The following is a 20,678-nucleotide window of genomic DNA, read 5'->3' as shown; positions in this document are numbered from 1 at the left end:
AGGAGGCAGCGAGCCCGCCGTGACCGGTGCTAGGCGCGGTGAGCTTTTCCGAGTCTCGACTCCCCACGCAGAAGCGTTCCTGCACAATCCCACGCGGCACGGCGGAGCGCCCGGCGCCCCGTGCCGTAACGCTTCAGCCGGCGCTCTGTTCCTCGGCCAGGATGCGGTCCAGAGCCTCTTCCAGATGGGCGTCGAAGTCGGCCAGCGCGCCCTCCTGACCGAGCGGCACAAGCTTGTCCGTGCGGTCCAGGAAGGCCACGAGCGGCGGCGCGGAGGAACGGAACAGGGCTTGGTCTCCGCCGACCTGAAGCCTGATCAGCACCTCGCCCAGCAGCTCGGAGTCGGCGGGAGCGATGTGCACATCCCCTTCCCCGCACGGCCGGCCGACGCCGTCGATCAGCAGCTCACGACCGAACGCCCAGGTCACCGGGGCGTCACCGGGCAGATGGAAGGTGAGCCGGACGGCATAGGGATCACAGGTCTCGTAGCGCAACTCCACCGGGATGCGAAAGGAGAGCTCCTCTGACACGAGAAAGCTCATGATGACCTCTGCCTGTACGGACTCGCGCATCGTCTACCCCGTCGTATGGACATCGACTGGCCGGATTGATCCCTCTAACCGTGGTCAAATCTTGCTGAACGTACACAGGAGATCACAAGGAGTAAGTTTTCAGATACTGATAGAGATGGCGAGCGTTGCCAGATGCCTCCCGATCTCCGTCTGCAGCCGGCGCGCCGCGGGCAGCAGCCGGTCGGCCTGGTGGGCGGGCAGCGACATGGCCATGGTGGCCACGGTGGTGCCGACCGTGATCGGGACCGCCGCGCAGACCGTCCCGAGCGCGTACTCCTGACGCTCCACCACCGGCTCCATGCGCGGCAACCGGGCCAGCCGCCGCAACAGGGCGTCGTTGTCGCGCACCGTGTACGGGGTGATGGACTGCACGGGGTAGCGCGCGAGATGGTCGCGGCGGGCGTCCTCGTCCAGCTGGGAGAGCAGACACTGCCCGATGGCGTGCGCGTGGCCCGTCTCGCGGAAGTCGGCCCACTCCTCGACCGCCGGCGCCTCGGGCGAGTCGGAGACGCACATGACGTCGATCTCGCCATCCCGGTACATGGCGTAATACACGGGCACACCGATGGAATCACGCCAGTGCGCAAGCGTGTCCGCCACCGCGCTGCGACGTTTCTGCTGGGCTCCGCTGCTGCCGAGCCGTTCGGCCGCCTCACCGAGGAAGAACAGCCCCTTCTCGCGCCGTAGATAGCCCTCGTGCACCAGTGTGCGCAGCAGGTGGTACGCCGTCGGGAGGGCGAGGCCGGTTTCGCGGGCGAGTTGTTTGGCGGGCGCGCCGTACACATGGGTGGCGACGGACTCCAGCAGGCGCATGGCGCGCTGGACGGATCCGATGAGCGTCGCTGCGGCCGGCGGACCGGGGGCGTCGACGGGGGGCGGCGGCCCGGAGGCGTCCGTGGGGTGGGGTGGCCCGGAGGCGTCGGTGGGGTGAGGTTGTCCCGGGACCGCGATGGCGGGCGGCCGCTGGGTGGGGGGTGCGCAGGAGCGCGGTGGGATGGTGGGTGCGTGCGGTTCTGCCGGTGCGGTGTCAGCCGTGGCCAAGGGTCACTCCGGAGCGCGAGGGGCAGCCCGTGCGGGGAGAGCACGGAGGGGATCTGCGCCGCCCGCGGGGCCGGACCCCGCGGTGGTTTCGGACTCTAATCGTCCACCGCCGCACGCAGAGGGCCTCACGGGAAACTTCCCTCGCCCGAGGGAAACCGGGTATCGCCTTGCCGGGAACCGGTGATCTTGTTGCCGGTCACCAGTCCCCGGGTCCGTCACCAGTCGCCGCGCGACGAGGAGTTCGACATGAACTTGCGCACGATGTAGATGAGTCCGCCGACCAGGGCGACGAAGACCAGCGCCTTGAACAGCAGACCGATCACGAACCCGACCACCGTCGCTATCAGGCCGCCGAACACGACCAGGGCGATGACCGGCACCGCGACCCACTTCACCCACCACGGCAGTCCCGCGAAGATCTCTCGCATCGCCCTCGTCCTTTGCGTTCTCGTACGTCTGAGTGCTCGTACGCGCTTGTCACGTACGGCGTCGATGTCCTGCACTCGATGCTAGGGCCGACGAGGGGTCCCGCGGGGGCCTGGCGTCCCTTGTCCTCCCCTGACCCGTCCCCTAGGGAATCCCGGGGTCCGGGCTCACGCCTCGGGGGGAGAGAAGACGACGAGAACCCTCAGGTCCTCGCTGATGTGGTGGAACTTGTGGGCGACCCCGGCCGGCACGTACACCACGCTGCCGCGCGCCACCTCGGTGGTCTCCAGTCCCACCGTGACGGACGCCCGGCCGCTGACGACGAAGTACACCTCGTCCTGGTTGTGCGGCGTCTGCGGGTCGTGCTCGCCCGCGTTCAGAGCGTACAGGCCGACGGACATGTTCCGCTCCCGCAGGAACTGAAGGTAGGCCCCCTCGTTGGCGGCGCGCTCCGCCTCCAGTTCGTCCAGCCGGAATGCCTTCATCGCCGCTGTCGCCCTCGCCTCTGCTCTGTTCCGATCCGGTCTGCCACGATCAGACACATGAAGAATTTCGTAGTCAAGACGATCGCCAACGCGGGCGCCCTCGCGGTCGCCGTGTGGCTGTTGGACAAGATCACTCTGACGGGTGACAGCACGGCCAAGAAGGCCGGCACGCTGATCGTCGTCGCGCTGATCTTCGGCCTGGTGAACTGGCTGGTCAAGCCGATAGTGAAGGTACTCACCTTCCCGCTGTTCATCCTGACCCTGGGCCTGATCACCCTGGTCGTGAACGCGCTGATGCTGCTCCTGACCTCCTGGGTCTGCGGCAAGCTCGACCTGAGCTTCCACGTGGAGGGCTTCTGGACGGCCGTCGTCGGCGGTCTGATCGTCTCCGTCGTCTCCTGGGCGCTGCACGTCGTCCTGCCCGACGAGGACTGAGCCCACGATGACCTACCGCGTCTGCTTCGTGTGCACCGGCAACATCTGCCGCTCCCCGATGGCCGAGTCCGTCTTCCGCGCGCGCGTGGCGGAAGCCGGCCTCGAGGAGCGGGTGGCGGTCGACAGCGCCGGCACCGGCGGCTGGCACGAGGGCGAGCCCGCCGACCCGCGGACCATCGCGGTCCTCGAGGAGCACGCCTACGACAGCGATCATGTCGCGCGCCGGTTCCAGCCGTCGTGGTTCTCCCGTCTAGACCTGGTGATCGCCCTCGACTCCGGCCATCTCAAGGCCCTGCGCCGCCTCGCGCCGACCGAGGAGGACGCGCGCAAGGTCCGCCTGCTGCGCTCGTACGATCCCGCCGCCGGTGACGACCTCGACGTGCCGGATCCGTACTACGGACACCGGGGCGGCTTCGAGGAGTGTCTCGAGATGGTGGAGGCGGCGAGCGTCGGTCTGCTCGCCGCCGTACGCGAACAGCTGGAAGGACGGGCCGCATGAGCGACACCCCCAAGGAACAGGCCCGTACCGGCGACGGCACGCGCGCGGTACGCGCTGGACTGCCCGAACCGGTCAAGCACGAGCCGACCCTGCCCGGACCGGTGTTCGCGGCGCATTTCCACCTGCCCGGCGAGGCGACGGGCCCGTATCTCTACGGCCGTGACGAGAACCCGACCTGGACGCTGCTGGAGCGGGCCATCGGCGAGCTGGAGGCGCCCGGGCGGGACGACGTCGAGACGCTGGTCTTCGCCTCCGGCATGGCGGCGATCTCCTCCGTGCTCTTCTCCCAGCTGCGCGCCGGGGACGCGGTCGTGCTGCCCTCCGACGGCTATCAGGTGCTGCCGCTGGTCCGCGCCCAGTTGGAGGCGTACGGCGTCGAGGTGCGCACCGCCCCCACCGGCGGCGATGCTCAGCTGGAGGTTCTCGACGGCGCCCGGCTGCTGTGGATCGAGTCCCCGTCCAACCCGGGGCTCGACGTGTGCGACATCCGGCGGCTGGTGGCGGCCGCCCATGCCCAGGGCGCCCTGGTGGCCGTCGACAACACCCTCGCCACCCCGCTCGGGCAGCGCCCGCTGGAGCTGGGCGCCGACTTCTCCGTGGCCAGCGGCACCAAGCAGCTCACCGGCCACGGTGACGTTCTGCTGGGCTATGTCGCCGGCCGCGACGCCGAGGCGATGGCCGCCGTACGGCGTTGGCGCAAGATCGTCGGGGCGATCTCCGGGCCTATGGAGGCCTGGCTCGCGCACCGGTCCATCGCCACGCTCCAGCTGCGCGTGGACCGGCAGAACGCCACCGCCCTCGCGGTCGCCGAGGCGTTGAAGCAGCGGCCCGAGGTGTCCGGCCTGCGCTATCCCGGACTGCCCGACGACCCCGCGCACAAGACCGCCGCGCAGCAGATGCGCCGCTACGGCTGCGTGGTCTCCTTCACGCTGCCCACACGCGCGCGTGCCGAGCGTTTCCTCGAAGCCCTGCGCCTGGTGGAGGACGCCACGAGCTTCGGCGGGGTGCGTTCCACGGCGGAGCGCCGCCGCCGCTGGGGCGGGGACGCGGTGCCGGAGGGCTTCATCCGTATGTCCGTCGGGGCCGAAGACCCCGAGGACCTGATCGCCGACGTGCTGCGGGCCCTGGACGAGTCGGCCGAGTGAACCCGCGGCCGTCCGGCCGACGACGCACGACGGTCCGAGCCTCCCCCCTCGTGGCTCGGACCGTCTTCGGTTCCTGCGCGCGAAGAACCGTGCGAACAAGGCTAGTTGACTCTCTGTCAGTGTCCAATCACGCTAGCGACAGAGACCTATCGACTTATTTATAGTTGGGGCCTGCCTGGGGCCGGAGGAGGGCAGGGACAGGGGGAAGGGGACGCCATGGATCTGGCCTTGCTGCGCACTTTCGTCACTGTGCACCGGGCTGGTTCCTTCACCCGCGCCGCCGCTCTGCTCGGCCTCTCCCAGCCCGCCGTCACCTCGCAGATCCGCACACTGGAACGGCAGCTGGGCAAGCCTCTCTTCCTCCGCCAGGCGCGCGGGGTGACCCCGACGACCATCGGCGACGAACTCGCGCACAAGGCCGCTCCCCATCTCGACGCCCTGGTGGAGATAGCCGAGAGCGGCCTGGACGACGAGTCCTCGCTCAGAACCCTGCACCTCGCCGGCCCGCCCGAGTTCACCGCCGAACGCGCCCTGCCCGCCCTGACGGAGTTGACCGGCGACGACGGCCAGGGATTCGCGCTCCGCGCCTCCTTCGGCACGGCGGAGGAAACGCTGGAGGGGCTGGCCTCCGGACATCATGATCTGGCCATCAGCACGGCCCGTCCGCGCGGCGCTCTGCTGACCGCGACTCCGCTCTGCGACGAGGAACACGTACTGGTCGCCGCCCCTCGCTGGCTGGAGCGGATCGGTGCGGAGGCGCTGCGCCTGAAGGGAGCGCCCGCGCTGGAGGATCTTCCCGTCGTCGAGGTCCACGAGTCGCTGCCCTTCGTCTCCCGCTACTGGGCCTCCGTCTTCGACTCGCGTCCAGCCGCCTCGGGCACGGTCGTCGTTCCGGATCTACGCGCGGTCCTCGCCTGTGCGGTCGCGGGTGCCGGACTCGCGGTGCTGCCCCGCTATCTGTGTGCCCCCGCCCTCGCCGACGGCACGATCGTGACGCTGCACGATCCGCCCGTGCCGCCGCTGCGCACCTACTTCCTGGTGGTGCGCACCGGCACCCTCGCCATGCCCCACATCGCGCGGGCCCACGAGTGGCTTCAGCGGGCTGCCACGACCTGGTGCTGAGGCCCTCCAGCACAGAGTCCACGCATGGCGATCACAAGGTGACTCTATGCGATGTTTCACGTGGAACCAGCCGGGCCACATTTCTCCCATGACCGTCCGACCCGTGGTCAAGCGCACCGCCCGTGCCGTTCTTCTCGACGGTGACGACCTGATCCTGATCAAGCGCACCAAGCCCGGTGTCGATCCCTACTGGGTCACTCCCGGTGGCGGGGTCGAGCCTGGGGACTCGACCGTGGTGGACGCCCTGCACCGGGAGGTGTCCGAGGAACTCGGCGCCAAGATCACCGATGTGGTGCCGTGCTTCGTGGACACCGTCGAGCACATCGGCGAGGACGGCGGCGCCACCGGTGTGAAGGTGCAGCACTTCTTCGTCTGCCGGCTGGAGTCCATGGACCCGGCCTTGCGGCATGGCCCCGAAGTGGACGAGCCGGCCGGTGAGTACGAGATCGTCCGTATCCCGTTCACCCGTGTCGGCATCGCCTCCGTCCACCTGGTCCCGCTGTCGCTGCGCCACTATCTGGACGGCAATATCGAGGGGGTGCGCGCCATGCACGCTCCCGACCTCGGTTAGCGCGCTCAGCTTCCGACGACGAGCAGTTCCTCCACCGAGTCGTGCCGTATACGGCTCGACGGGACACCGATGTCCCGGAGCGTGTCGACGCCGCTGCGGATCATTCCGGGCGGGCCCGAGAGGTAGGCGTCGTACTCGTTCCAGGGGCCGTAGTCGCGCAGGGCATCGGGGAGCTGGATGTGGGCCTGCTGGTCGATGACCGCCCGGACCGACAGCCAAGGGTGGCTCTGCTGGAGCCGGAGCATGGTGTCTATGTCGTAGAGATCGTGGTCGGTGCGGGCGCCGTAGAACACCTCGACAGGCCGACGCGCTCCACGCTCGGCGACGTCCTCGACCAGGGCCTTGATGGGCGCTATGCCGGTGCCGCCGCCCAGGCAGAGCAGTCCGCTGTCGGTCGTATGGTCGACGGTCATGGAGCCGGTCGGCGGCCCGAGGCGTATGACGTCTCCGGGCCGGGCGCGGTGGACCAGGGCATTGGAGACCCAGCCGGCCGGTACGGCCTTCACATGGAAGGTCAGCAGCCCGTCCGAGCGCGGCGCGGAAGCGAACGAGTAGTGGCGCCATACCCGTGGCCACCAGGGGGTCTCCACGCTTGTGTACTGGCCGGCGAGGAAGGGGTAGGGCTGGTCGGGGCGGACGGTGAGGACCGCGACGTCGGGGGTTCTGAGGTCGTGGGTGACGACCTCGGCGTGCCACCAGGCCGGGGACCGCAGTTCGTCCGCCGCCGCGGCGTCGATCATGACCTGCGAGATCGTCGTGTAGGCCCGCACCCAGGCCGCCTCGGCCTCCGGGCTCCAGACGGCGGTGGCGTAGCTGCTCAAGGCACCGATCAGGCATTCCCCGACGGCCGGATAGTGCTCGGCGCGCGTGCCGTACTTGCGGTGTCCACGGCCCAGGTTCTGCAGGTAGTCGACCAGGACCGAGGTGTTGTCCAGGTGCTCGGCCGCGGTGAGCAGCGCCTTCAGCAGGCGCTCTCGCTGGAGGTCCATCGCGGCCGGGAACAGCGCCCGAAGCTCTGGGTGGCGGACGAAGAGCAGTGCGTAGAAGTAAGAGGTGACCTTGGCGGCGATCGGGCCTATCTCGGCCATCGTGCGGCGTATGAGGACGGCGTCCGCAGACCCCTCCTGGGCGGCCGTCGCCGGCCGCTGAGCCGGCATGCGCTCCGGGCTGTCCGGCGGCGGAGCCGACGATGCCATGCGCGGCCTGAACCAGCCGTCCCCGCCCGGCATGCCGTTCTCCCCCGACGTGGTGGTCGGAGCGTCCATGGTGTGCCCTCGCCTCGAACGTCTTGCGGTCGGTCTGCGCACCTTCTCTCGGAGAAGGTGCCTGCTTTCCCCCCGTCGGGCGGCCTGCCGTAGCACCGCGCAGCGTTGCATCCGATCGGATGCCGCGGTCACATATCCGGAAACGCGAATCTCGCGCCATCCGTCCCGTTACGCTGCTTGCCCTGCTCTCGGCTCGCACGGGACAAGTGGACTCCATCCCGGACGTGAACCGGAGTCGACCCTACCGGCCGCCGCCGCGCACACAAGTCCCCCCTTCCTTCCTCACGAATCGAGCAAAGGTGCGAACCATGAAGTACGACAACTACCGGGCAGAGCGAACCAATTCATAGGCATCCCATAGATCACGCCCCGTGTAGGAGTGCGTTGCGAGTCCTGCCAGGTGGGCATCCGCATTGACCGCGACGGAAACCGGTACGACAGCAAACAGGTCCTTGTCCGACGACGAATCGCCGTAGGCCACACAGTCCGCCCGTGCCACGCCGAATTCCTCGCAGAGCCGGTCCGCGACGGTCACCTTGGCCGCCGCATTGAGCACCCCGGACGGATCCACGGGCTCGGTGAACGGAACAGCCGGGAAGCGGGATCCATGTGCCGCGTGAGCGCCCCAGTCAAGAAGGCGTTCCACGAAGAAGGATGGCGAGAGCGACACCACCGCGCAGTATTCGCCCGCGCCTCTGATCTCTGCCCAGACCTCCCGGATGCGGGCCAGCCAGGGAGCTGTCTCGAATGCGGCGCTGATGTGCGCCTCGGTCAGATCGGACCACAGGTCGTACACCTGCGCCGCGTACTCCGGCGGCCCGATCCGGCCCTCCGCGATCGCCCGGTCCAGCGCCACGGTCTCCGCTTCCAACCCCAGTTGGCGGGAAATCTCCACTGGCGCCGTACTGCCGTGCAGCAATGTGCCGTCGAGATCGAAGAGATGAAGTCTCGCCATGGCCCCCGAGGCTAACCGGCTGCCGATGTTTCACGTGAAACACGCCCCGCTGTCCACGGGCTGTGTAGGGGGCCACGAGATGACCAAAAGCACGTGTGTCTGCAGGGAAACGGGTGGACGTCGAGGGTGCCGGTCAGACAGCCTGACCTGCGTGTCGACTCCTTCCCTCGCCGCTCTGCCCATCCGTCGTCTGACGCTTCGCGATCTCACCGTCTGCGCCGACTTGTCCCAGGACCGGGGGTGGCCACGCGAGGAACACAAGTGGGGATTCCTCCTCACCGCCGGAAAGGGCTTCGGCATCGATGACCCTCAGGGAGGACTCGTCGCCGCATGCGTCGTGACGGAGTACGGCCCATGGGGGCGCCCGGCTCTCGCGGCCATCGGCATGGTTCTGGTGGCCGGACGCCATGCCCGACAGGGCGTCGGGCGCCGCTTGATGGGCCACGTCCTGTCGACCATGGGGACCACTCCGCTCACCCTGCACGCCACCCCCAACGGCCGTCCCCTGTACGAGGAGCTGGGCTTCAAGGTGACGGGCCGGGCGGAGATGCTGAAGGGCCACTTCACTCCCGGCGGGACGGAATCCGGAGTGTTCACCCGTGCCGCTGCCGCGGAGGATCTACCCGCGATCCTGTGTCTCGACGAGGAGGTGTTCGGCGCCGACCGCACTCCCCTGATCACCCGCCTGCCCGCCTTCGCCGACCAGTTGCGGGTGGCCGAGGAGGACGGCCGGATCATCGGCTACGCGGCCGCGTGGCCCAACATGGACACCCATGTCGTCGGTCCCCTGGTGGCCCGGGACACGGAGACGGCCAAGGCTCTGGTCGGCTCGCTGGCGGCCCACACGGACCGTCAACTGCGCACCGACATCGATGTGCGCCATGAGGAACTGCTGACCTGGGCGAAGGCGCGGGGGCTGGCCTCCGTGGCCTTCAACGCCGTGATGACGTATGGCACCACGGCTCTCCCGGGGGACTGGACCCGCCGGTTCGCCCCGCTGACCGTGGCCGCGGGCTGAGCCGTTGTACGACGAACGCCGGTCCCACCGCGTCGTGCGGCGAGACCGGCGTTGTCCCTGTGGGGTCGTGACTCAGGCGAGCGCCCGCACGGCCGCGGTGGCGAAGCCGTGGTCCTGCTCCGGCGCACCCCCGCCGACGCCGATGGCGCCGATCAGGCGGCCGTCCCGGTGGACGGGCACTCCGCCCGCGATGAACAGCAGGGGCCGGTCGAGGGCCGTGGGCAGCGTGTGGAAGAGGCCGCCCGGCTGCACGGCGTCGACCAGGTCGGCGGTGGGGGTGTTGAGCTGGAGTGCCGTGTAGGCCTTGCGGGTGCTGGTCTCGCCGGAGATCAGCACGGCCCGGTCGTCCCTGCGGAAAGCGAGCAGGTGGCCGCCCGCGTCCAGCACGGTGACGCTGACGGTGACCCCGGCGTCCTCGGCCGCGCGGCGGGCCGTGGCGACGAGCAGTTCGGCGTCGTCGATGGACAGCGGGGCGACGGCGGTGGTGCTCATGGAGGCTTTCTCCTCGGGTGTAGCTGAGAGGGGGGTGCTTGCCGTACCGGGGATGAGAACCCCGGTACGGACGTCTTGGGATTCGGGTGCGGTGCCCTGTGCGCGAGGGACTCAGTGGTGGACCGGCGTCTGCCGGCCGGCGGGCGTCCCGGTGGCGACCACGGTGCTGCGGGCGCCATCGCGGCGCTCCAGCGCCGCCGACAGGACGGCGAGGACCAGGGCGGCCGCGGCGAGGACGGCGCCCACCCAGTTGGGGGCCGTGTAGCCGAAGCCGGCCGCGATCACGATGCCGCCGAGCCAGGCGGACAGCGCGTTGCCCAGGTTGAAGGCGCCGATGTTCACGGCCGACGCCAGCGTCGGGGCACCGTGCGCCTGGTCGAGCACGCGCTTCTGCAGCGGCGGTACGGTCGCGAAGCCCAGGGCGCCGATCAAGACGATGGTCACGGCCGCCGCGATCTTGTTGTGCGCGGTGAGCGTGAAGAGCGCCAGGACGACGGCCAGGGCGCCCAGGGAGACGTACAGCATCGGCATCAGGGCGCGGTCGGCGAACTTGCCGCCGATGAGGTTTCCGCCGACCATGCCGATGCCGAACAGGACCAGCAGCCAGGTCACGGAGCCGTCGGCGAAGCCCGCGATGTGAGTCATCATCGGCGCGATGTAGGTGATGGCTGCGAAGACGCCGCCGAAGCCGAGGACCGTCATCGCCATGGCGAGCAGGACCTGCGCGTTCTTGAAGGCGGCCAGTTCGTGCCGCAGGTGCACACCCTCGGGCCTCGGCATCTCGGGCACCAGCTTGGCGATGCCGGCGAGGCCGACGACCCCGAGGGCGGCGACGATGCCGAAGGTGACGCGCCAGCCGACGTGCTGGCCGATGAGCGTGCCCAGCGGGACGCCGACGACATTGGCGACGGTCAGACCCGTGAACATCATGGCGATGGCACCGGCCTTCTTGTGGGGCGCCACGAGCTCGGCCGCCACGACCGAGCCGATACCGAAGAAGGCACCGTGCGCGAGCGAGGCGACCACGCGTCCGATCAGCATGATCGCGAAGGCGGGGGCGACCGCGGACACCAGGTTTCCGGCGATGAAGAGGCCCATCAGCAGCATCAGCATGCGCTTGCGCGAGACCTTGGTGCCGAGCACGGTCATCAGCGGGGCGCCGATGACCACGCCGAGCGCGTAGCCCGTCACGAGCAGGCCCGCCGTGGGGATGGAGACCCCGAAGTCGCCCGCGACCTCGGGCAGCAAGCCCATGATCACGAACTCTGTCGTTCCGATTCCGAAGGCCCCGATCGCGAGGGCCAGGAGCGCGAGAGGCATGGAGGGGTACGCCTTCCAGGCGATTGCAGATGCGCTTTTCGTGCGTCCACAATAGTTGCAGACGCGGGCCAAATGCAAGCGCGCACTATTGCGTGCTTGCTCTACTCTTGATGCAGCCGCTCCGGGACGGAGGAGAACGCCAATGACAGCGACGGACCCCGCGCTCACTGCCCTCGCGCAGGGCTGGTGCGCCCTCTCTGCCCTGCATGGAAGGATCGAGGCGCACATCGAGCGCGCCCTGCAGGCGAAGCACGACCTGAGCGTGCGCGAATACTCACTGCTCGATGTACTGAGCCGCCAGCACGACGGCGAAGGGGGGCATCTGCAGATGAAGCAGGTCGCCGACGCGGTCGTCCTCAGCCAGAGCGCCACCACGCGCCTGGTGACCCGGCTGGAAGACCGCGGCCTTCTGGAGCGCTACCTGTGCCCCACCGACCGGCGCGGCATCTACACCAACGTCACCGAGGCGGGCCTGCGACTGCTGGAGGAGGCGCGCCCCACCAATGACGCCGCCCTGCGCGAGGCCCTGGACGAGGCCTCCAGGAACCCTGAACTGAAGCCGCTGGTACGGGTCGTGGAGTCGCTGAACGTACCGGCATAGGGTGCGCGCATGGGAGATCTTGAAATACGACGTGCGACCGCCGACGACCTTCCGGCGATCGTCGCGATGCTCGCCGACGATCCGCTCGGTGCGCAGCGCGAGTCCCCCGACGACATGACCCCGTACCGGTCCGCGCTGAGACGCCTGGAGGCCGACCCGAACCAGCACCTCGTCGTCGCCGTCCGCGAAGGCCGCGTGATCGGGACCCTCCAGCTCACGATCATTCCGGGCCTCTCCCACAAGGGGGCGACCCGTGCGCTCATCGAGGCCGTCCGTATCCACGCGGATGAACGGGGCAGCGGGCTGGGCAGCCTGCTGATCGAGTGGGCCATCGACACCGCCCGCCGGCTGGAATGCCGGATGGTTCAGCTGACGTCCGACAAGACACGCACCGACGCCCATCGCTTCTACGAGCGGCTCGGCTTCAGCGCCACGCACGAGGGCTTCAAACTGCCGCTCTGACAGCGCCGCCGGATCAGGAACACCACAGGGTGTGTTTCACGTGAAACACACCCCTGTGGTGTGCAGAGCTAGCCGATCCCCCGCCATCCCTCGGGGTCCACGCCACCGGGGATCGGCGCCTCGGGGTCGTACGGCTGCCGCGTGAACACGAACGAGCCGAGGTCGAGATGACTCAGGGTCCCGTCCGTGCGCCGCACCGGCCGCAGCAACTCTCCAGCGAAGTAGCCCTCCAGCCCGGTCCAGGTGCCGTCACCGTTGGAGCGGAAACGGGAACGCCGACCGCTGCCACTCAGCGGACCCAGCGCGAGAAGGCCGTCGGCGGTCACCCGAAGACCGAAGGCACTGGTCCCCCAGTACCACTGCCCCGCCAGCTCCAGGACCGCCGGGTCCACCTCGCGCAGCGGCCGCCAGGGCTCCGGGATCCGCGGCTCCGCCTCGGCGACGATCCGCACCAGGTCGGCGCCCACCGCTCCTAGCAACGGCCCACTGGTGCAGTTGGCGAGCACCACCGCGGCCACGTCGTCCTCGACGCCGAGGGTGAGGTTCGCCAGGAAGCCCGGCAGCGAACCGGAGTGGCCGACCAGGAGCCGGCCGTCACGGCGCTGGATCTGCAGACCGAGTCCATACGTCGCCCCGTCCAGCACGTCCGCCGCCTCGGCGGGCGCCGCAGGCGTGCGCATCTCCCGCACCGACTCCGCGCTCAGCACCCGGTCGTCACCCGCGGCGAGGAACGCGGCGAACCGCGCCAGGTCCCCCGCCGTCGACCACAGTTGGCCGGCCGGAGCCATCCTGCCCAGATCCTCCAGCGGCTCCGGCAGCATCGCGTCCGCCCACGGATGCACGGCCCATCCGCCGGCATGCGGAGCCCGCGGCTGCGTGCTCGTACGGTGCAGTCCGAGCGGTTCGAGGATCTCGCTGCGCAGCACCTCCTCCCAGGAAGCGCCTCGCAGCTCCTCCACCAGCGCGCCGAGCACCGTGTAGCCGGGGTTGGAGTAGTGGTGCCGTCGGCCGACGGGGTGCACCAGGGGCTGCTCGCCGAGCACGTCGCTCAGCTCCGGGCGCAGGGTGCCCGGGGTCCGCTCCCACCAGGGCGCGGGTGACTCGGCCGCCAAGCCCGCGGTGTGTGCGAGCAGTTCGGCGATCGTCGCCTCGCCCGCACCGGTGCCGGGTAGATGCTTCTCCAGCGGGTCACCGAGGTCGAGCAGGCCCTCGTCACGCAGCCGCATCACCAGGACGGCGGTGAAGGTCTTGGTGATGGACCCGATCCTGTACTGCACGTTCTCGTCCGGCCCGTGCCCGTCCACCGAGGTCCGCGCCCCGTGCCACACGGCCTGTCCGCCCCGCACCACGGTCGCGACCAGCGACGGCGCCCGTCCCTGCGCCTGGGCGACGGCGATCCGGTGCAGCAGGGCACGGCGCGTTCCGGGGAGCAGCTCTTCCTGAGATGACGTCATGCGCCCAGTCCACCTGCTGTGACGACGGACGTCGAGTTCATTTCCCCGGCAAAGCCGTCCTCCCCGCGCCAGCTGCAGGTTCCCGCGACTCGTGCCACAGCGCAGTGCCGTGACCTGCGGCTTCACTGGTTGGCCCACGGCTTGGCCAGACAGCCCTGTCGCGGCGCCGTGTCATCTCCTTGTCATAACGTCAGATCACGCGTCGTTCGGCCAGGTCCAGCCAGTGCTCAACGTCGATCGGGCTGAAGTGCCTGATGGCCCAGTCGACCATCCGAAGGCTCAGGGAGCCCATGCGGGACGCAGGATCTCCTCAGGGAGCGAATCAAGGACGTCGTCGAGACGCTCTGTCAGCCCTGGATCAATCTCCCTCGCGTGAATGCCGAAGCGCAGGGTGACCAGGTCGAATCGACGATCACCGCGGGCGGCGCCGTCCCAGTCGACGACTGCCGTAATCACTCCGTCGGTCGCCAGCATGTTGCCCGGATGGAAGTCGAAGTGCACCGCGTCGGCCCCGGTCAACCGAGGCGGGCTGTCGGCACCGACAGAGGCGATCCAACGTTCCAACGCCGCACAAGTGAAGCTCCACTGCGGGGATGTCAGGGCGGTCGGCAAGCCGATCCGCCTGCAACTGGTTGAGTTGGAGCACCTGGTCCAGACTGCGGTGGTCGAAGTGGTCGATCTTCCGGCCCGGCAGAAGCTCTTGCACCATGATCACCGCGTGGCCGACCTGGGCAACCAGCTCGGTAGCCGGAGCCGGATAGCCCGCCAGCCGTAGCGCCTCGGCAACGGCAAGCGGTCCCGCCCGCATCTCATCGGCCGAGCCATGGGGCCGCCACTTCAGGACGGACCGGTGACCGTCCGTCCAGCGCACATAGGCGGCACCCACCTGCCCACCTGGGCAGGCACCTTCCAGGGTCAAGCGAACGCCAGCCTGCGCGTGAAGGGCGTCGATCATCCGGGCGGCATCGAGCCGCTCAGCACGGGCCCACCTCTGGGGAGAAGCACTCACTGGGCCGCTATCAGGTCTGGGCCATGTCCACGAACCGGGAGTAGTGGCCCTGGAAGGCGACCGTGATGGTGGCCGTGGGGCCGTTACGGTGCTTGGCCACGATCAGGTCGGCCTCGCCCGCGCGCGGGGACTCCTTCTCGTACGCGTCCTCGCGGTGCAGCAGGATGACCATGTCGGCGTCCTGCTCGATGGAGCCGGACTCACGCAGGTCGGAGACCATCGGCTTCTTGTCCGTGCGCTGCTCGGGACCACGGTTGAGCTGCGACAGCGCGATGACCGGGATCTCCAGCTCCTTGGCGAGCAGCTTGAGGTTACGGGACATGTCCGAGACCTCCTGCTGACGGCTCTCGGCGCGCTTGGAACCGCCGGACTGCATCAGCTGGAGGTAGTCGATCACGACCAGCTTCAGGTCGTTGCGCTGCTTCAGGCGCCGGCACTTGGCCCGGATCTCCATCATCGACAGGTTGGGGGAGTCGTCGATGTAGAGCGGCGCGGCCGAGACATCCGGCATACGGCGGGCGAGCCTGGTCCAGTCCTCGTCGGTCATCGTGCCGGACCGCATGTGGTGCAGGGCGACCCGGGCCTCGGCGGACAGCAGGCGCATCGCGATCTCGTTGCGGCCCATCTCGAGGGAGAAGATGACGCTCGGCAGGTTGTGCTTGATCGAGGCGGCCCGCGCGAAGTCCAGCGCGAGCGTCGACTTACCCATGGCGGGTCGGGCGGCGATGACGATCATCTGGCCCGGGTGCAGACCGTTCGTCAGCGAGTCGAAGTCGGTGAAGCCGGTCGGCACACCGGTCATCTCGCCGCTGCGCGAGCCGATCGCCTCGATCTCGTCCAGGGCGCCTTCCATGATGTCGCCGAGCGGCAGATAGTCCTCGCTGGTGCGCTGCTCGGTGACGGCGTAGATCTCGGCCTGGGCGCGGTTGACGATCTCGTCCACATCGCCGTCGGCCGCGTATCCCATCTGTGTGATGCGCGTGCCCGCCTCGACCAGGCGGCGCAGCACCGCCCGCTCATGGACGATCTCCGCGTAGTACTCGGCGTTAGCCGCCGTCGGCACGGTCTGGACGAGACTGTGCAGATACGCGGCCCCGCCGACCTTGTTGATCTCGCCGCGCTTGGTGAGTTCGGCGGCGATGGTGATCGGGTCGGCCGGCTCGCCCTTGGCGTAGACGTCCAGGATCGCCTGGTAGATCGTCTCGTGCGCGGGCTTGTAGAAGTCGTGGCCCTTGAGGATCTCGACGACGTCGGCGATGGCGTCCTTGGACAGCAGCATGCCGCCCAGCACGGACTGTTCGGCGTCCAGGTCCTGCGGCGGCACCCGCTCGAAGGAGGAACCCCCGCCGTCCCAGGAGGCGCTCTCCCGGCCCCGGTCGTGCTGTTCGTCACGACCCCGGCCGCCGTCACCGCGTCGACGGGAGGCCGGCAGACGATCACTGGGTCCGGCGTCGGCCCACGGATCGTCCAAGGGCTCGGAAATGCTCACCGAGCCACCTCCTCCCGTCCGCACGGCGGACCTCGCCGTGCCCTCTGTTCTACGGCACGACACTGACAAATGAGAGGCCCAACTCCGGTTCCGACGGGTCGGATTTGTGGGGATCCCCGGGCCGGGAAAAGGACGCTTTCCGGGCCGAGGGAGGGAGCGGGCGCCGGACAACGGTAGGCCCGTCGGCACCGTCAGCCAATCTGGTTATCCACAGGCCATGTGGACGACGGCCCGGATGCTGTGGAGAACTCGCCGAAACCTGTGCACGACCCGGTGGACAGCCCTGTGAACAAGCCCTCGCTCCCCCGCACAAGATCGCCCTGACCTGCGGCTTTACCGTCCACCGGCTGTGCAGAAGAAAAACTTCGCCAGCCGGGCCAAGTTCGCATCGAACGGTGCGCGAAAGGACACACTCCGAGGGGAGAAGTAAGGGCCACTTGGGCGTTGCATCACTTACCTGTGGACGATTAGATTAGTGCTCATGACACAGGCTCCCGCGATACCCCAGGCCACCCGACGGCGGCACGACAGAGAGATCGTCGCGCTGGCCGTCCCGGCCTTCGTCGCACTCGTCGCCGAGCCTCTCTTCGTCATGGCGGACAGTGCCATCGTCGGCCATCTCGGGACCGCACAGCTCGCCGGTCTCGGTGTTGCCTCGGCCCTGCTCACCACCGCGGTGAGCGTCTTCGTCTTTCTCGCCTACGCCACCACCGCCGCCGTGGCCCGCTGCGTCGGCGCCGGCGATCCACAGGCCGCGATTCGCCAGGGCATGGACGGCATCTGGCTGGCGCTGCTGCTCGGCCTGGGCGTCATCGCCGTCGTCCTTCCGCTGGCCCCCGGCATCGTGGACCTCTTCGGCGCCTCCACAACCGCAGCCCCCTATGCCACGACGTATCTGCGCATCTCCTCGCTGGGCATCCCGGCGATGCTGATCGTCCTCGCCGCGACGGGAGTGCTCCGCGGACTGCAGGACACCAAGACCCCGCTCTATGTCGCCGTCGCGGGCTTCGTCACCAACGGCGTCCTCAATGCGGCACTCGTCTACGGCGCCGGGCTCGGCATCGCCGGTTCGGCCTGGGGCACGGTCATCGCCCAGTGCGGCATGGCGGCCGTCTATCTGACCGTGGTCATCCGCGGGGCCCATCGACACGGTGCCTCCCTGCGCCCGGACGCCGCCGGAATCCGGGCCTCGGCACAGGCGGGCGTTCCACTCCTGGTCCGCACCCTGTCGCTGCGGGCGATCCTGATGATCGCGACGGCGGTCGCGGCGCATCTGGGCGATGCCGACATCGCCGCCCACCAGATCATCTTGTCCCTGTGGAGCCTGTTGGCCTTCGCTCTCGACGCGATAGCGATCGCGGGACAGGCCATCATCGGCCGCTACCTCGGTGCCAACGACGCCCACGGAGCACGTGAGGCCTGCCGTCGCATGGTCCAGTGGGGCATCGCGACCGGTGTGGTTCTCGGTCTGCTCGTGGTGGCCGCCCGTCCGCTGTTCCTGCCGCTGTTCACCAGTGACTCCGTGGTCAAGGACGCGGCGCTGCCCGCGCTGCTGATGGTGGCGCTCTCGCAGCCCCTCTGCGGGATCGTCTTCGTGCTGGACGGAGTCCTGATGGGAGCCGGCGAGGGGCCGTACCTTGCCGGGGCCATGGTCGTCACCCTCGCGGTGTTCGCTCCGGTCGCCCTGCTCGTGCCCACCCTCGGCGGCGGTCTCACCGCGCTGTGGGCCGCCATGACACTGATGATGACCGTCCGCATGCTGACCTTGTGGCTGCGCGCACGCTCGGGTCGCTGGCTCGTCACCGGCGCTACCCGCTGACCGGACCGGCAGGCTCACCCGTCCCGGTTTCACGTGAAACATGACGCACCGCGCGCTGCGCATTCCGGCCCCGCACGCGAAGAAGGGCCGCCCCGCTGGGGACGGCCCTTCTCTCAGCTGCTCAAGCCGAGCGCAGCGTCACGCCGCGACGACCTCGATGTTGACCTTGGCGGCAACCTCGGGGTGCAGACGCACGGACGTCTCGTGGGCGCCCAGGGTCTTGATCGGGGCGGACAGCTCGATGCGGCGCTTGTCGACCTCGGGGCCACCGGAAGCCTTGATCGCGGAAGCGATGTCGGCCGGGGTGACGGAACCGAAGAGACGACCGGAGTCGCCGGAGCGGACGGCCAGGCGGACCTTGACGCCCTCGAGCTGGGCCTTGACCTGGTTGGCCTGCTCGATGGTCTGGATCTCGTGGATCTTGCGAGCGCGGCGGATCTGCTCGACGTCCTTCTCGCCACCCTTGGTCCAGCGGATAGCGAACTTCCGCGGGATCAGGTAGTTGCGAGCGTAACCGTCCTTGACGTCGACGACGTCGCCCGCGGCACCGAGGCCGGTGACCTCGTGGGTGAGGATGATCTTCATGTGTCGGTCACCCTTCCCTTAGCGCGCGGTGGACGTGTAGGGCAGCAGCGCCATCTCACGGCTGTTCTTGACGGCCGTGGCGACGTCACGCTGGTGCTGCGTGCAGTTGCCGGTCACGCGGCGGGCACGGATCTTGCCGCGGTCGGAAATGAACTTCCGCAGCATGTTCGTGTCCTTGTAGTCCACGTACGTGACCTTGTCCTTGCAGAAAGCGCAGACCTTCTTCTTCGGCTTGCGCACAGGCGGCTTCGCCATGGTGTTTCTCCTGTGTGATCAAGAAGTTTGGGGTACGGCCCGCCCCTGGTCCGAGGACCTAGAAGGGGGGCTCGTCCGAGTAGCCGCCACCGCCGCCGGAGCCTCCGCCCCAGCCGCCGCCACCCTGCTGGCCGCCGGCGGGAGCGCCGGTCGCCCACGGGTCGTCGGCCGGAGCGCCGCCGCCCTGCTGGCCGCCACCGGGGCCTCCGCCCCAGCCGCCGCCACCCTGGCCGCCACCGCCGCCGTAACCACCCTGGCCACCGCGGGCGCCACCGGCGGTCTTGGTGACCTTCGCCGTGGCGTTGCGCAGGCTGGGGCCGACTTCCTCGACGTCCAGTTCGTAGACCGTGCGCTTGACGCCCTCACGGTCCTCGTAGGACCGCTGCTTCAGCCGGCCCTGCACGATGACGCGCATGCCTCGCTGGAGCGACTCGGCGACGTTCTCCGCCGCCTGACGCCAGACCGAGCAGGTCAGGAACAGGCTCTCGCCGTCCTTCCACTCGTTCGTCTGGCGGTCGAAGGTGCGGGGAGTGGACGCGACACGGAACTTCGCGACCGCCGCACCGGACGGGGTGAAGCGCAGCTCGGGGTCGTCGACAAGATTGCCGATGACCGTGATGACGGTCTCGCCTGCCATGGGGGAACCTCTCGGCGGGTTTGCTGCTCTGGCTGCTTGGTTGCTACTCGAATCCCGAGATCAGCTGAGCGAAGGGCTCAGTGGGTCTCGGGGCGGAGGACCTTGGTCCGGAGGACCGACTCGTTCAGGTTCATCTGGCGGTCGAGCTCCTTGACGACCGCAGGCTCGGCCTGCAGGTCGATGACCGAGTAGATGCCCTCGGGCTTCTTCTTGATCTCGTAGGCGAGACGACGACGGCCCCAGGTGTCGACCTTCTCAACCTTGCCGCCGCCGTCACGGACGACGGACAGGAAGTTCTCGATCAGCGGGGAGACAGCGCGCTCCTCGAGATCGGGGTCGAGGATGACCATCACCTCGTAGTGACGCATGTGGAACCCACCTCCTTTGGACTCAGCGGCCACGGTCGTTCCGTGGCAGGAGGGTTGTGATGCGTACGCAACGGTATCGGCCACCACTGACAATCGGGGGCCTCTGAAGGGATCCCGCAGTGTTACCTGGGCAGGCATGGGCAGACACCAGTGCAGACGGTACAGACTACCCGCACACCCGCTTCCGGTTGAAATCCGCCCGTGAAGGCCGTCACTCTGTACACGTCGGGTGTGTACGGCGCTACTGTGCGCCGTCTTCCGCAGGAGGTGCCCATGGCACAGGCATTGCATCCCAACGTCGCCGGTTCCCTCTTCGCCACGGACGGCAAGCGTCGTCCGCTCGAGGACGCTCTGATGGCGGGCACGCTCGTCCTCGGCGTGCTGGCCTTCATCACGTCCTTCTTCTCCGGCCTGCACCTGCTGTCCTCGTGGGCGGGGCTGGTGGGGCTGGTCGTCGGCATCTACGGGCAGTGGATCTCGGTGACCACCCGAGAGCGCTTCGGGCTCGTGGTGGGAATGGGTGCCGCTGGAGTCGGTTTCCTCATCAGCATGGCGAACGGCGGACTGTTCGGCGGCCTCCTCTAAGCCGTACGCCCAGTCGGGGCGCTCGCACGGCGCAGTAGGCTTCGGCGCGAGAGCCGGAGCCCCTGTACC

At 68.9% G+C, this 20,678-nt stretch carries 26 protein-coding genes; 11 read left to right on the top strand and 15 right to left on the bottom strand.

What is annotated here, in order from left to right:
* Positions 1–133 precede the first annotated feature (133 nt).
* The 4 genes from ACIBJF_RS08235 to ACIBJF_RS08220 form a co-directional block, all read right to left on the bottom strand.
* The gene (locus tag ACIBJF_RS08235; RefSeq protein ID WP_351802823.1) at positions 134–571 is read right to left on the bottom strand and encodes an SsgA family sporulation/cell division regulator; all 438 of its coding nucleotides are present in this window, start codon (positions 569–571) and stop codon (positions 134–136) included.
* A 99-nt stretch (positions 572–670) separates the two neighbouring features.
* A complete protein-coding gene (locus ACIBJF_RS08230) occupies positions 671–1,612 on the bottom strand; it encodes an IclR family transcriptional regulator (protein ID WP_399172894.1) in 942 nt (313 codons plus the stop codon).
* A 215-nt stretch (positions 1,613–1,827) separates the two neighbouring features.
* Positions 1,828–2,040 carry a DUF5326 family protein gene (locus ACIBJF_RS08225; RefSeq protein WP_351802827.1) on the bottom strand — a complete coding sequence of 71 codons (213 nt, stop codon included), beginning with the start codon at positions 2,038–2,040 and terminating at the stop codon, positions 1,828–1,830.
* Positions 2,041–2,205: 165 nt separating this feature from the next.
* On the bottom strand, positions 2,206–2,523 hold the full coding sequence (locus ACIBJF_RS08220; protein ID WP_399172893.1) for a cupin domain-containing protein: 318 nt from the start codon (positions 2,521–2,523) through the stop codon (positions 2,206–2,208).
* 57 nt (positions 2,524–2,580) lie between these two features.
* On the opposite strand from ACIBJF_RS08220, the gene ACIBJF_RS08215 reads away from it, so the two are divergent.
* The 5 genes from ACIBJF_RS08215 (at position 2,581) to ACIBJF_RS08195 (ending at position 6,295) form a co-directional block, all read left to right on the top strand.
* Positions 2,581–2,958, top strand: coding sequence for a phage holin family protein (locus ACIBJF_RS08215; RefSeq protein ID WP_189818452.1), 378 nt, complete (start codon positions 2,581–2,583; stop codon positions 2,956–2,958).
* Positions 2,959–2,965: 7 nt separating this feature from the next.
* The gene (locus ACIBJF_RS08210; protein WP_399172892.1) at positions 2,966–3,457 is read left to right on the top strand and encodes a low molecular weight protein-tyrosine-phosphatase; all 492 of its coding nucleotides are present in this window, start codon (positions 2,966–2,968) and stop codon (positions 3,455–3,457) included.
* On the top strand, positions 3,454–4,602 hold the full coding sequence (locus ACIBJF_RS08205) for a cystathionine gamma-lyase (RefSeq protein WP_399172890.1): 1,149 nt from the start codon (positions 3,454–3,456) through the stop codon (positions 4,600–4,602). The genes ACIBJF_RS08210 and ACIBJF_RS08205 overlap by 4 nt, the downstream gene beginning before the upstream one ends.
* A 216-nt stretch (positions 4,603–4,818) precedes the next feature.
* Complete coding sequence (locus ACIBJF_RS08200; RefSeq protein ID WP_399172889.1) at positions 4,819–5,724, top strand: LysR family transcriptional regulator; 906 nt, start codon at positions 4,819–4,821, stop codon at positions 5,722–5,724.
* Between the two features lie 88 nt (positions 5,725–5,812).
* Positions 5,813–6,295, top strand: coding sequence for an NUDIX hydrolase (locus tag ACIBJF_RS08195; RefSeq protein WP_356300887.1), 483 nt, complete (start codon positions 5,813–5,815; stop codon positions 6,293–6,295).
* 5 nt (positions 6,296–6,300) lie between these two features.
* Here ACIBJF_RS08195 and ACIBJF_RS08190 read toward each other — a convergent pair whose 3' ends face one another.
* Positions 6,301–7,560, bottom strand: coding sequence for a globin domain-containing protein (locus ACIBJF_RS08190; RefSeq protein WP_399172887.1), 1,260 nt, complete (start codon positions 7,558–7,560; stop codon positions 6,301–6,303).
* 322 nt (positions 7,561–7,882) lie between these two features.
* Positions 7,883–8,515: an HAD family hydrolase gene (locus ACIBJF_RS08185; protein WP_399172886.1), complete on the bottom strand. Its 633-nt coding sequence runs from the start codon at positions 8,513–8,515 to the stop codon at positions 7,883–7,885.
* A 151-nt stretch (positions 8,516–8,666) separates the two neighbouring features.
* Between ACIBJF_RS08185 and ACIBJF_RS08180 the strand changes: the two genes are divergently transcribed.
* On the top strand, positions 8,667–9,533 hold the full coding sequence (locus ACIBJF_RS08180) for a GNAT family N-acetyltransferase (protein WP_399172885.1): 867 nt from the start codon (positions 8,667–8,669) through the stop codon (positions 9,531–9,533).
* 72 nt (positions 9,534–9,605) lie between these two features.
* On the opposite strand, the gene ACIBJF_RS08175 is transcribed toward ACIBJF_RS08180, so the two are convergent.
* Both ACIBJF_RS08175 and ACIBJF_RS08170 read right to left on the bottom strand, forming a co-directional pair.
* The gene (locus ACIBJF_RS08175) at positions 9,606–10,025 is read right to left on the bottom strand and encodes a heme-binding protein (protein WP_356300880.1); all 420 of its coding nucleotides are present in this window, start codon (positions 10,023–10,025) and stop codon (positions 9,606–9,608) included.
* 111 nt (positions 10,026–10,136) lie between these two features.
* Positions 10,137–11,345, bottom strand: coding sequence for an MFS transporter (locus tag ACIBJF_RS08170; RefSeq protein WP_399172884.1), 1,209 nt, complete (start codon positions 11,343–11,345; stop codon positions 10,137–10,139).
* Positions 11,346–11,487: 142 nt separating this feature from the next.
* Here ACIBJF_RS08170 and ACIBJF_RS08165 point away from each other — a divergent pair, with 142 nt between their 5' ends.
* Together ACIBJF_RS08165 and ACIBJF_RS08160 are read left to right on the top strand one after the other, a co-directional pair.
* Positions 11,488–11,946 (top strand): MarR family winged helix-turn-helix transcriptional regulator, encoded by a 459-nt coding sequence (locus ACIBJF_RS08165; RefSeq protein WP_399172883.1) that lies wholly within the window; start codon positions 11,488–11,490, stop codon positions 11,944–11,946.
* A gap of 9 nt (positions 11,947–11,955) precedes the next feature.
* Positions 11,956–12,408, top strand: a complete 453-nt coding sequence (locus ACIBJF_RS08160; RefSeq protein ID WP_399172882.1) for a GNAT family N-acetyltransferase — start codon at positions 11,956–11,958, stop codon at positions 12,406–12,408.
* 68 nt (positions 12,409–12,476) lie between these two features.
* Here the strand turns inward: ACIBJF_RS08160 and ACIBJF_RS08155 are convergent, their stop codons facing one another.
* Both ACIBJF_RS08155 and ACIBJF_RS08150 read right to left on the bottom strand, forming a co-directional pair.
* On the bottom strand, positions 12,477–13,862 hold the full coding sequence (locus ACIBJF_RS08155; protein WP_399172881.1) for a serine hydrolase domain-containing protein: 1,386 nt from the start codon (positions 13,860–13,862) through the stop codon (positions 12,477–12,479).
* A gap of 279 nt (positions 13,863–14,141) precedes the next feature.
* Entirely contained in the window at positions 14,142–14,381 is a 240-nt protein-coding gene (locus tag ACIBJF_RS08150; RefSeq protein WP_399172880.1) for a phosphotransferase, read from the bottom strand.
* A 55-nt stretch (positions 14,382–14,436) separates the two neighbouring features.
* Here ACIBJF_RS08150 and ACIBJF_RS08145 point away from each other — a divergent pair, with 55 nt between their 5' ends.
* A complete protein-coding gene (locus ACIBJF_RS08145; protein ID WP_399172879.1) occupies positions 14,437–14,637 on the top strand; it encodes a hypothetical protein in 201 nt (66 codons plus the stop codon).
* Positions 14,638–14,881: 244 nt separating this feature from the next.
* Here the strand turns inward: ACIBJF_RS08145 and dnaB are convergent, their stop codons facing one another.
* On the bottom strand, positions 14,882–16,360 hold the full coding sequence (gene dnaB, locus ACIBJF_RS08140) for a replicative DNA helicase (protein WP_399172877.1): 1,479 nt from the start codon (positions 16,358–16,360) through the stop codon (positions 14,882–14,884).
* A gap of 481 nt (positions 16,361–16,841) precedes the next feature.
* On the opposite strand from dnaB, the gene ACIBJF_RS08135 reads away from it, so the two are divergent.
* Complete coding sequence (locus ACIBJF_RS08135) at positions 16,842–18,179, top strand: MATE family efflux transporter (protein ID WP_399172875.1); 1,338 nt, start codon at positions 16,842–16,844, stop codon at positions 18,177–18,179.
* Positions 18,180–18,317: 138 nt separating this feature from the next.
* Here ACIBJF_RS08135 and rplI read toward each other — a convergent pair whose 3' ends face one another.
* The 4 genes from rplI to rpsF form a co-directional block, all read right to left on the bottom strand.
* Positions 18,318–18,764, bottom strand: a complete 447-nt coding sequence (gene rplI / locus ACIBJF_RS08130) for a 50S ribosomal protein L9 (protein WP_208899907.1) — start codon at positions 18,762–18,764, stop codon at positions 18,318–18,320.
* 18 nt (positions 18,765–18,782) lie between these two features.
* Entirely contained in the window at positions 18,783–19,019 is a 237-nt protein-coding gene (gene rpsR / locus ACIBJF_RS08125; protein ID WP_003949403.1) for a 30S ribosomal protein S18, read from the bottom strand.
* A gap of 58 nt (positions 19,020–19,077) precedes the next feature.
* Positions 19,078–19,656, bottom strand: coding sequence for a single-stranded DNA-binding protein (locus ACIBJF_RS08120; protein WP_030640108.1), 579 nt, complete (start codon positions 19,654–19,656; stop codon positions 19,078–19,080).
* Positions 19,657–19,733: 77 nt separating this feature from the next.
* On the bottom strand, positions 19,734–20,024 hold the full coding sequence (gene rpsF / locus ACIBJF_RS08115; protein ID WP_014673750.1) for a 30S ribosomal protein S6: 291 nt from the start codon (positions 20,022–20,024) through the stop codon (positions 19,734–19,736).
* Between the two features lie 273 nt (positions 20,025–20,297).
* Between rpsF and ACIBJF_RS08110 the strand changes: the two genes are divergently transcribed.
* A complete protein-coding gene (locus tag ACIBJF_RS08110) occupies positions 20,298–20,609 on the top strand; it encodes a hypothetical protein (RefSeq protein WP_399172873.1) in 312 nt (103 codons plus the stop codon).
* Positions 20,610–20,678: the final 69 nt, after the last annotated feature.

The organism is Streptomyces sp. NPDC050743, assembly GCF_044456925.1.
Lineage (GTDB): Bacteria > Actinomycetota > Actinomycetes > Streptomycetales > Streptomycetaceae > Streptomyces.
This window is presented reverse-complemented; position numbering and strand designations above follow the sequence as displayed.

Coding starts and splice junctions, on each gene's coding strand:
- ACIBJF_RS08235 (WP_351802823.1), bottom strand. CDS start 571: ATGCGCGAGTCCGTACAGGCAGAGGTCATCATGAGCTTTCTCGTGTCA.
- ACIBJF_RS08225 (WP_351802827.1), bottom strand. CDS start 2,040: ATGCGAGAGATCTTCGCGGGACTGCCGTGGTGGGTGAAGTGGGTCGCG.
- ACIBJF_RS08220 (WP_399172893.1), bottom strand. CDS start 2,523: ATGAAGGCATTCCGGCTGGACGAACTGGAGGCGGAGCGCGCCGCCAAC.
- ACIBJF_RS08215 (WP_189818452.1), top strand. CDS start 2,581: ATGAAGAATTTCGTAGTCAAGACGATCGCCAACGCGGGCGCCCTCGCG.
- ACIBJF_RS08210 (WP_399172892.1), top strand. CDS start 2,966: ATGACCTACCGCGTCTGCTTCGTGTGCACCGGCAACATCTGCCGCTCC.
- ACIBJF_RS08205 (WP_399172890.1), top strand. CDS start 3,454: ATGAGCGACACCCCCAAGGAACAGGCCCGTACCGGCGACGGCACGCGC.
- ACIBJF_RS08200 (WP_399172889.1), top strand. CDS start 4,819: ATGGATCTGGCCTTGCTGCGCACTTTCGTCACTGTGCACCGGGCTGGT.
- ACIBJF_RS08195 (WP_356300887.1), top strand. CDS start 5,813: ATGACCGTCCGACCCGTGGTCAAGCGCACCGCCCGTGCCGTTCTTCTC.
- ACIBJF_RS08190 (WP_399172887.1), bottom strand. CDS start 7,560: ATGGACGCTCCGACCACCACGTCGGGGGAGAACGGCATGCCGGGCGGG.
- ACIBJF_RS08185 (WP_399172886.1), bottom strand. CDS start 8,515: ATGGCGAGACTTCATCTCTTCGATCTCGACGGCACATTGCTGCACGGC.
- ACIBJF_RS08175 (WP_356300880.1), bottom strand. CDS start 10,025: ATGAGCACCACCGCCGTCGCCCCGCTGTCCATCGACGACGCCGAACTG.
- ACIBJF_RS08170 (WP_399172884.1), bottom strand. CDS start 11,345: ATGCCTCTCGCGCTCCTGGCCCTCGCGATCGGGGCCTTCGGAATCGGA.
- ACIBJF_RS08165 (WP_399172883.1), top strand. CDS start 11,488: ATGACAGCGACGGACCCCGCGCTCACTGCCCTCGCGCAGGGCTGGTGC.
- ACIBJF_RS08160 (WP_399172882.1), top strand. CDS start 11,956: ATGGGAGATCTTGAAATACGACGTGCGACCGCCGACGACCTTCCGGCG.
- ACIBJF_RS08155 (WP_399172881.1), bottom strand. CDS start 13,862: ATGACGTCATCTCAGGAAGAGCTGCTCCCCGGAACGCGCCGTGCCCTG.
- ACIBJF_RS08135 (WP_399172875.1), top strand. CDS start 16,842: ATGACACAGGCTCCCGCGATACCCCAGGCCACCCGACGGCGGCACGAC.
- rplI (WP_208899907.1), bottom strand. CDS start 18,764: ATGAAGATCATCCTCACCCACGAGGTCACCGGCCTCGGTGCCGCGGGC.
- rpsR (WP_003949403.1), bottom strand. CDS start 19,019: ATGGCGAAGCCGCCTGTGCGCAAGCCGAAGAAGAAGGTCTGCGCTTTC.
- ACIBJF_RS08120 (WP_030640108.1), bottom strand. CDS start 19,656: ATGGCAGGCGAGACCGTCATCACGGTCATCGGCAATCTTGTCGACGAC.
- rpsF (WP_014673750.1), bottom strand. CDS start 20,024: ATGCGTCACTACGAGGTGATGGTCATCCTCGACCCCGATCTCGAGGAG.
- ACIBJF_RS08110 (WP_399172873.1), top strand. CDS start 20,298: ATGGCACAGGCATTGCATCCCAACGTCGCCGGTTCCCTCTTCGCCACG.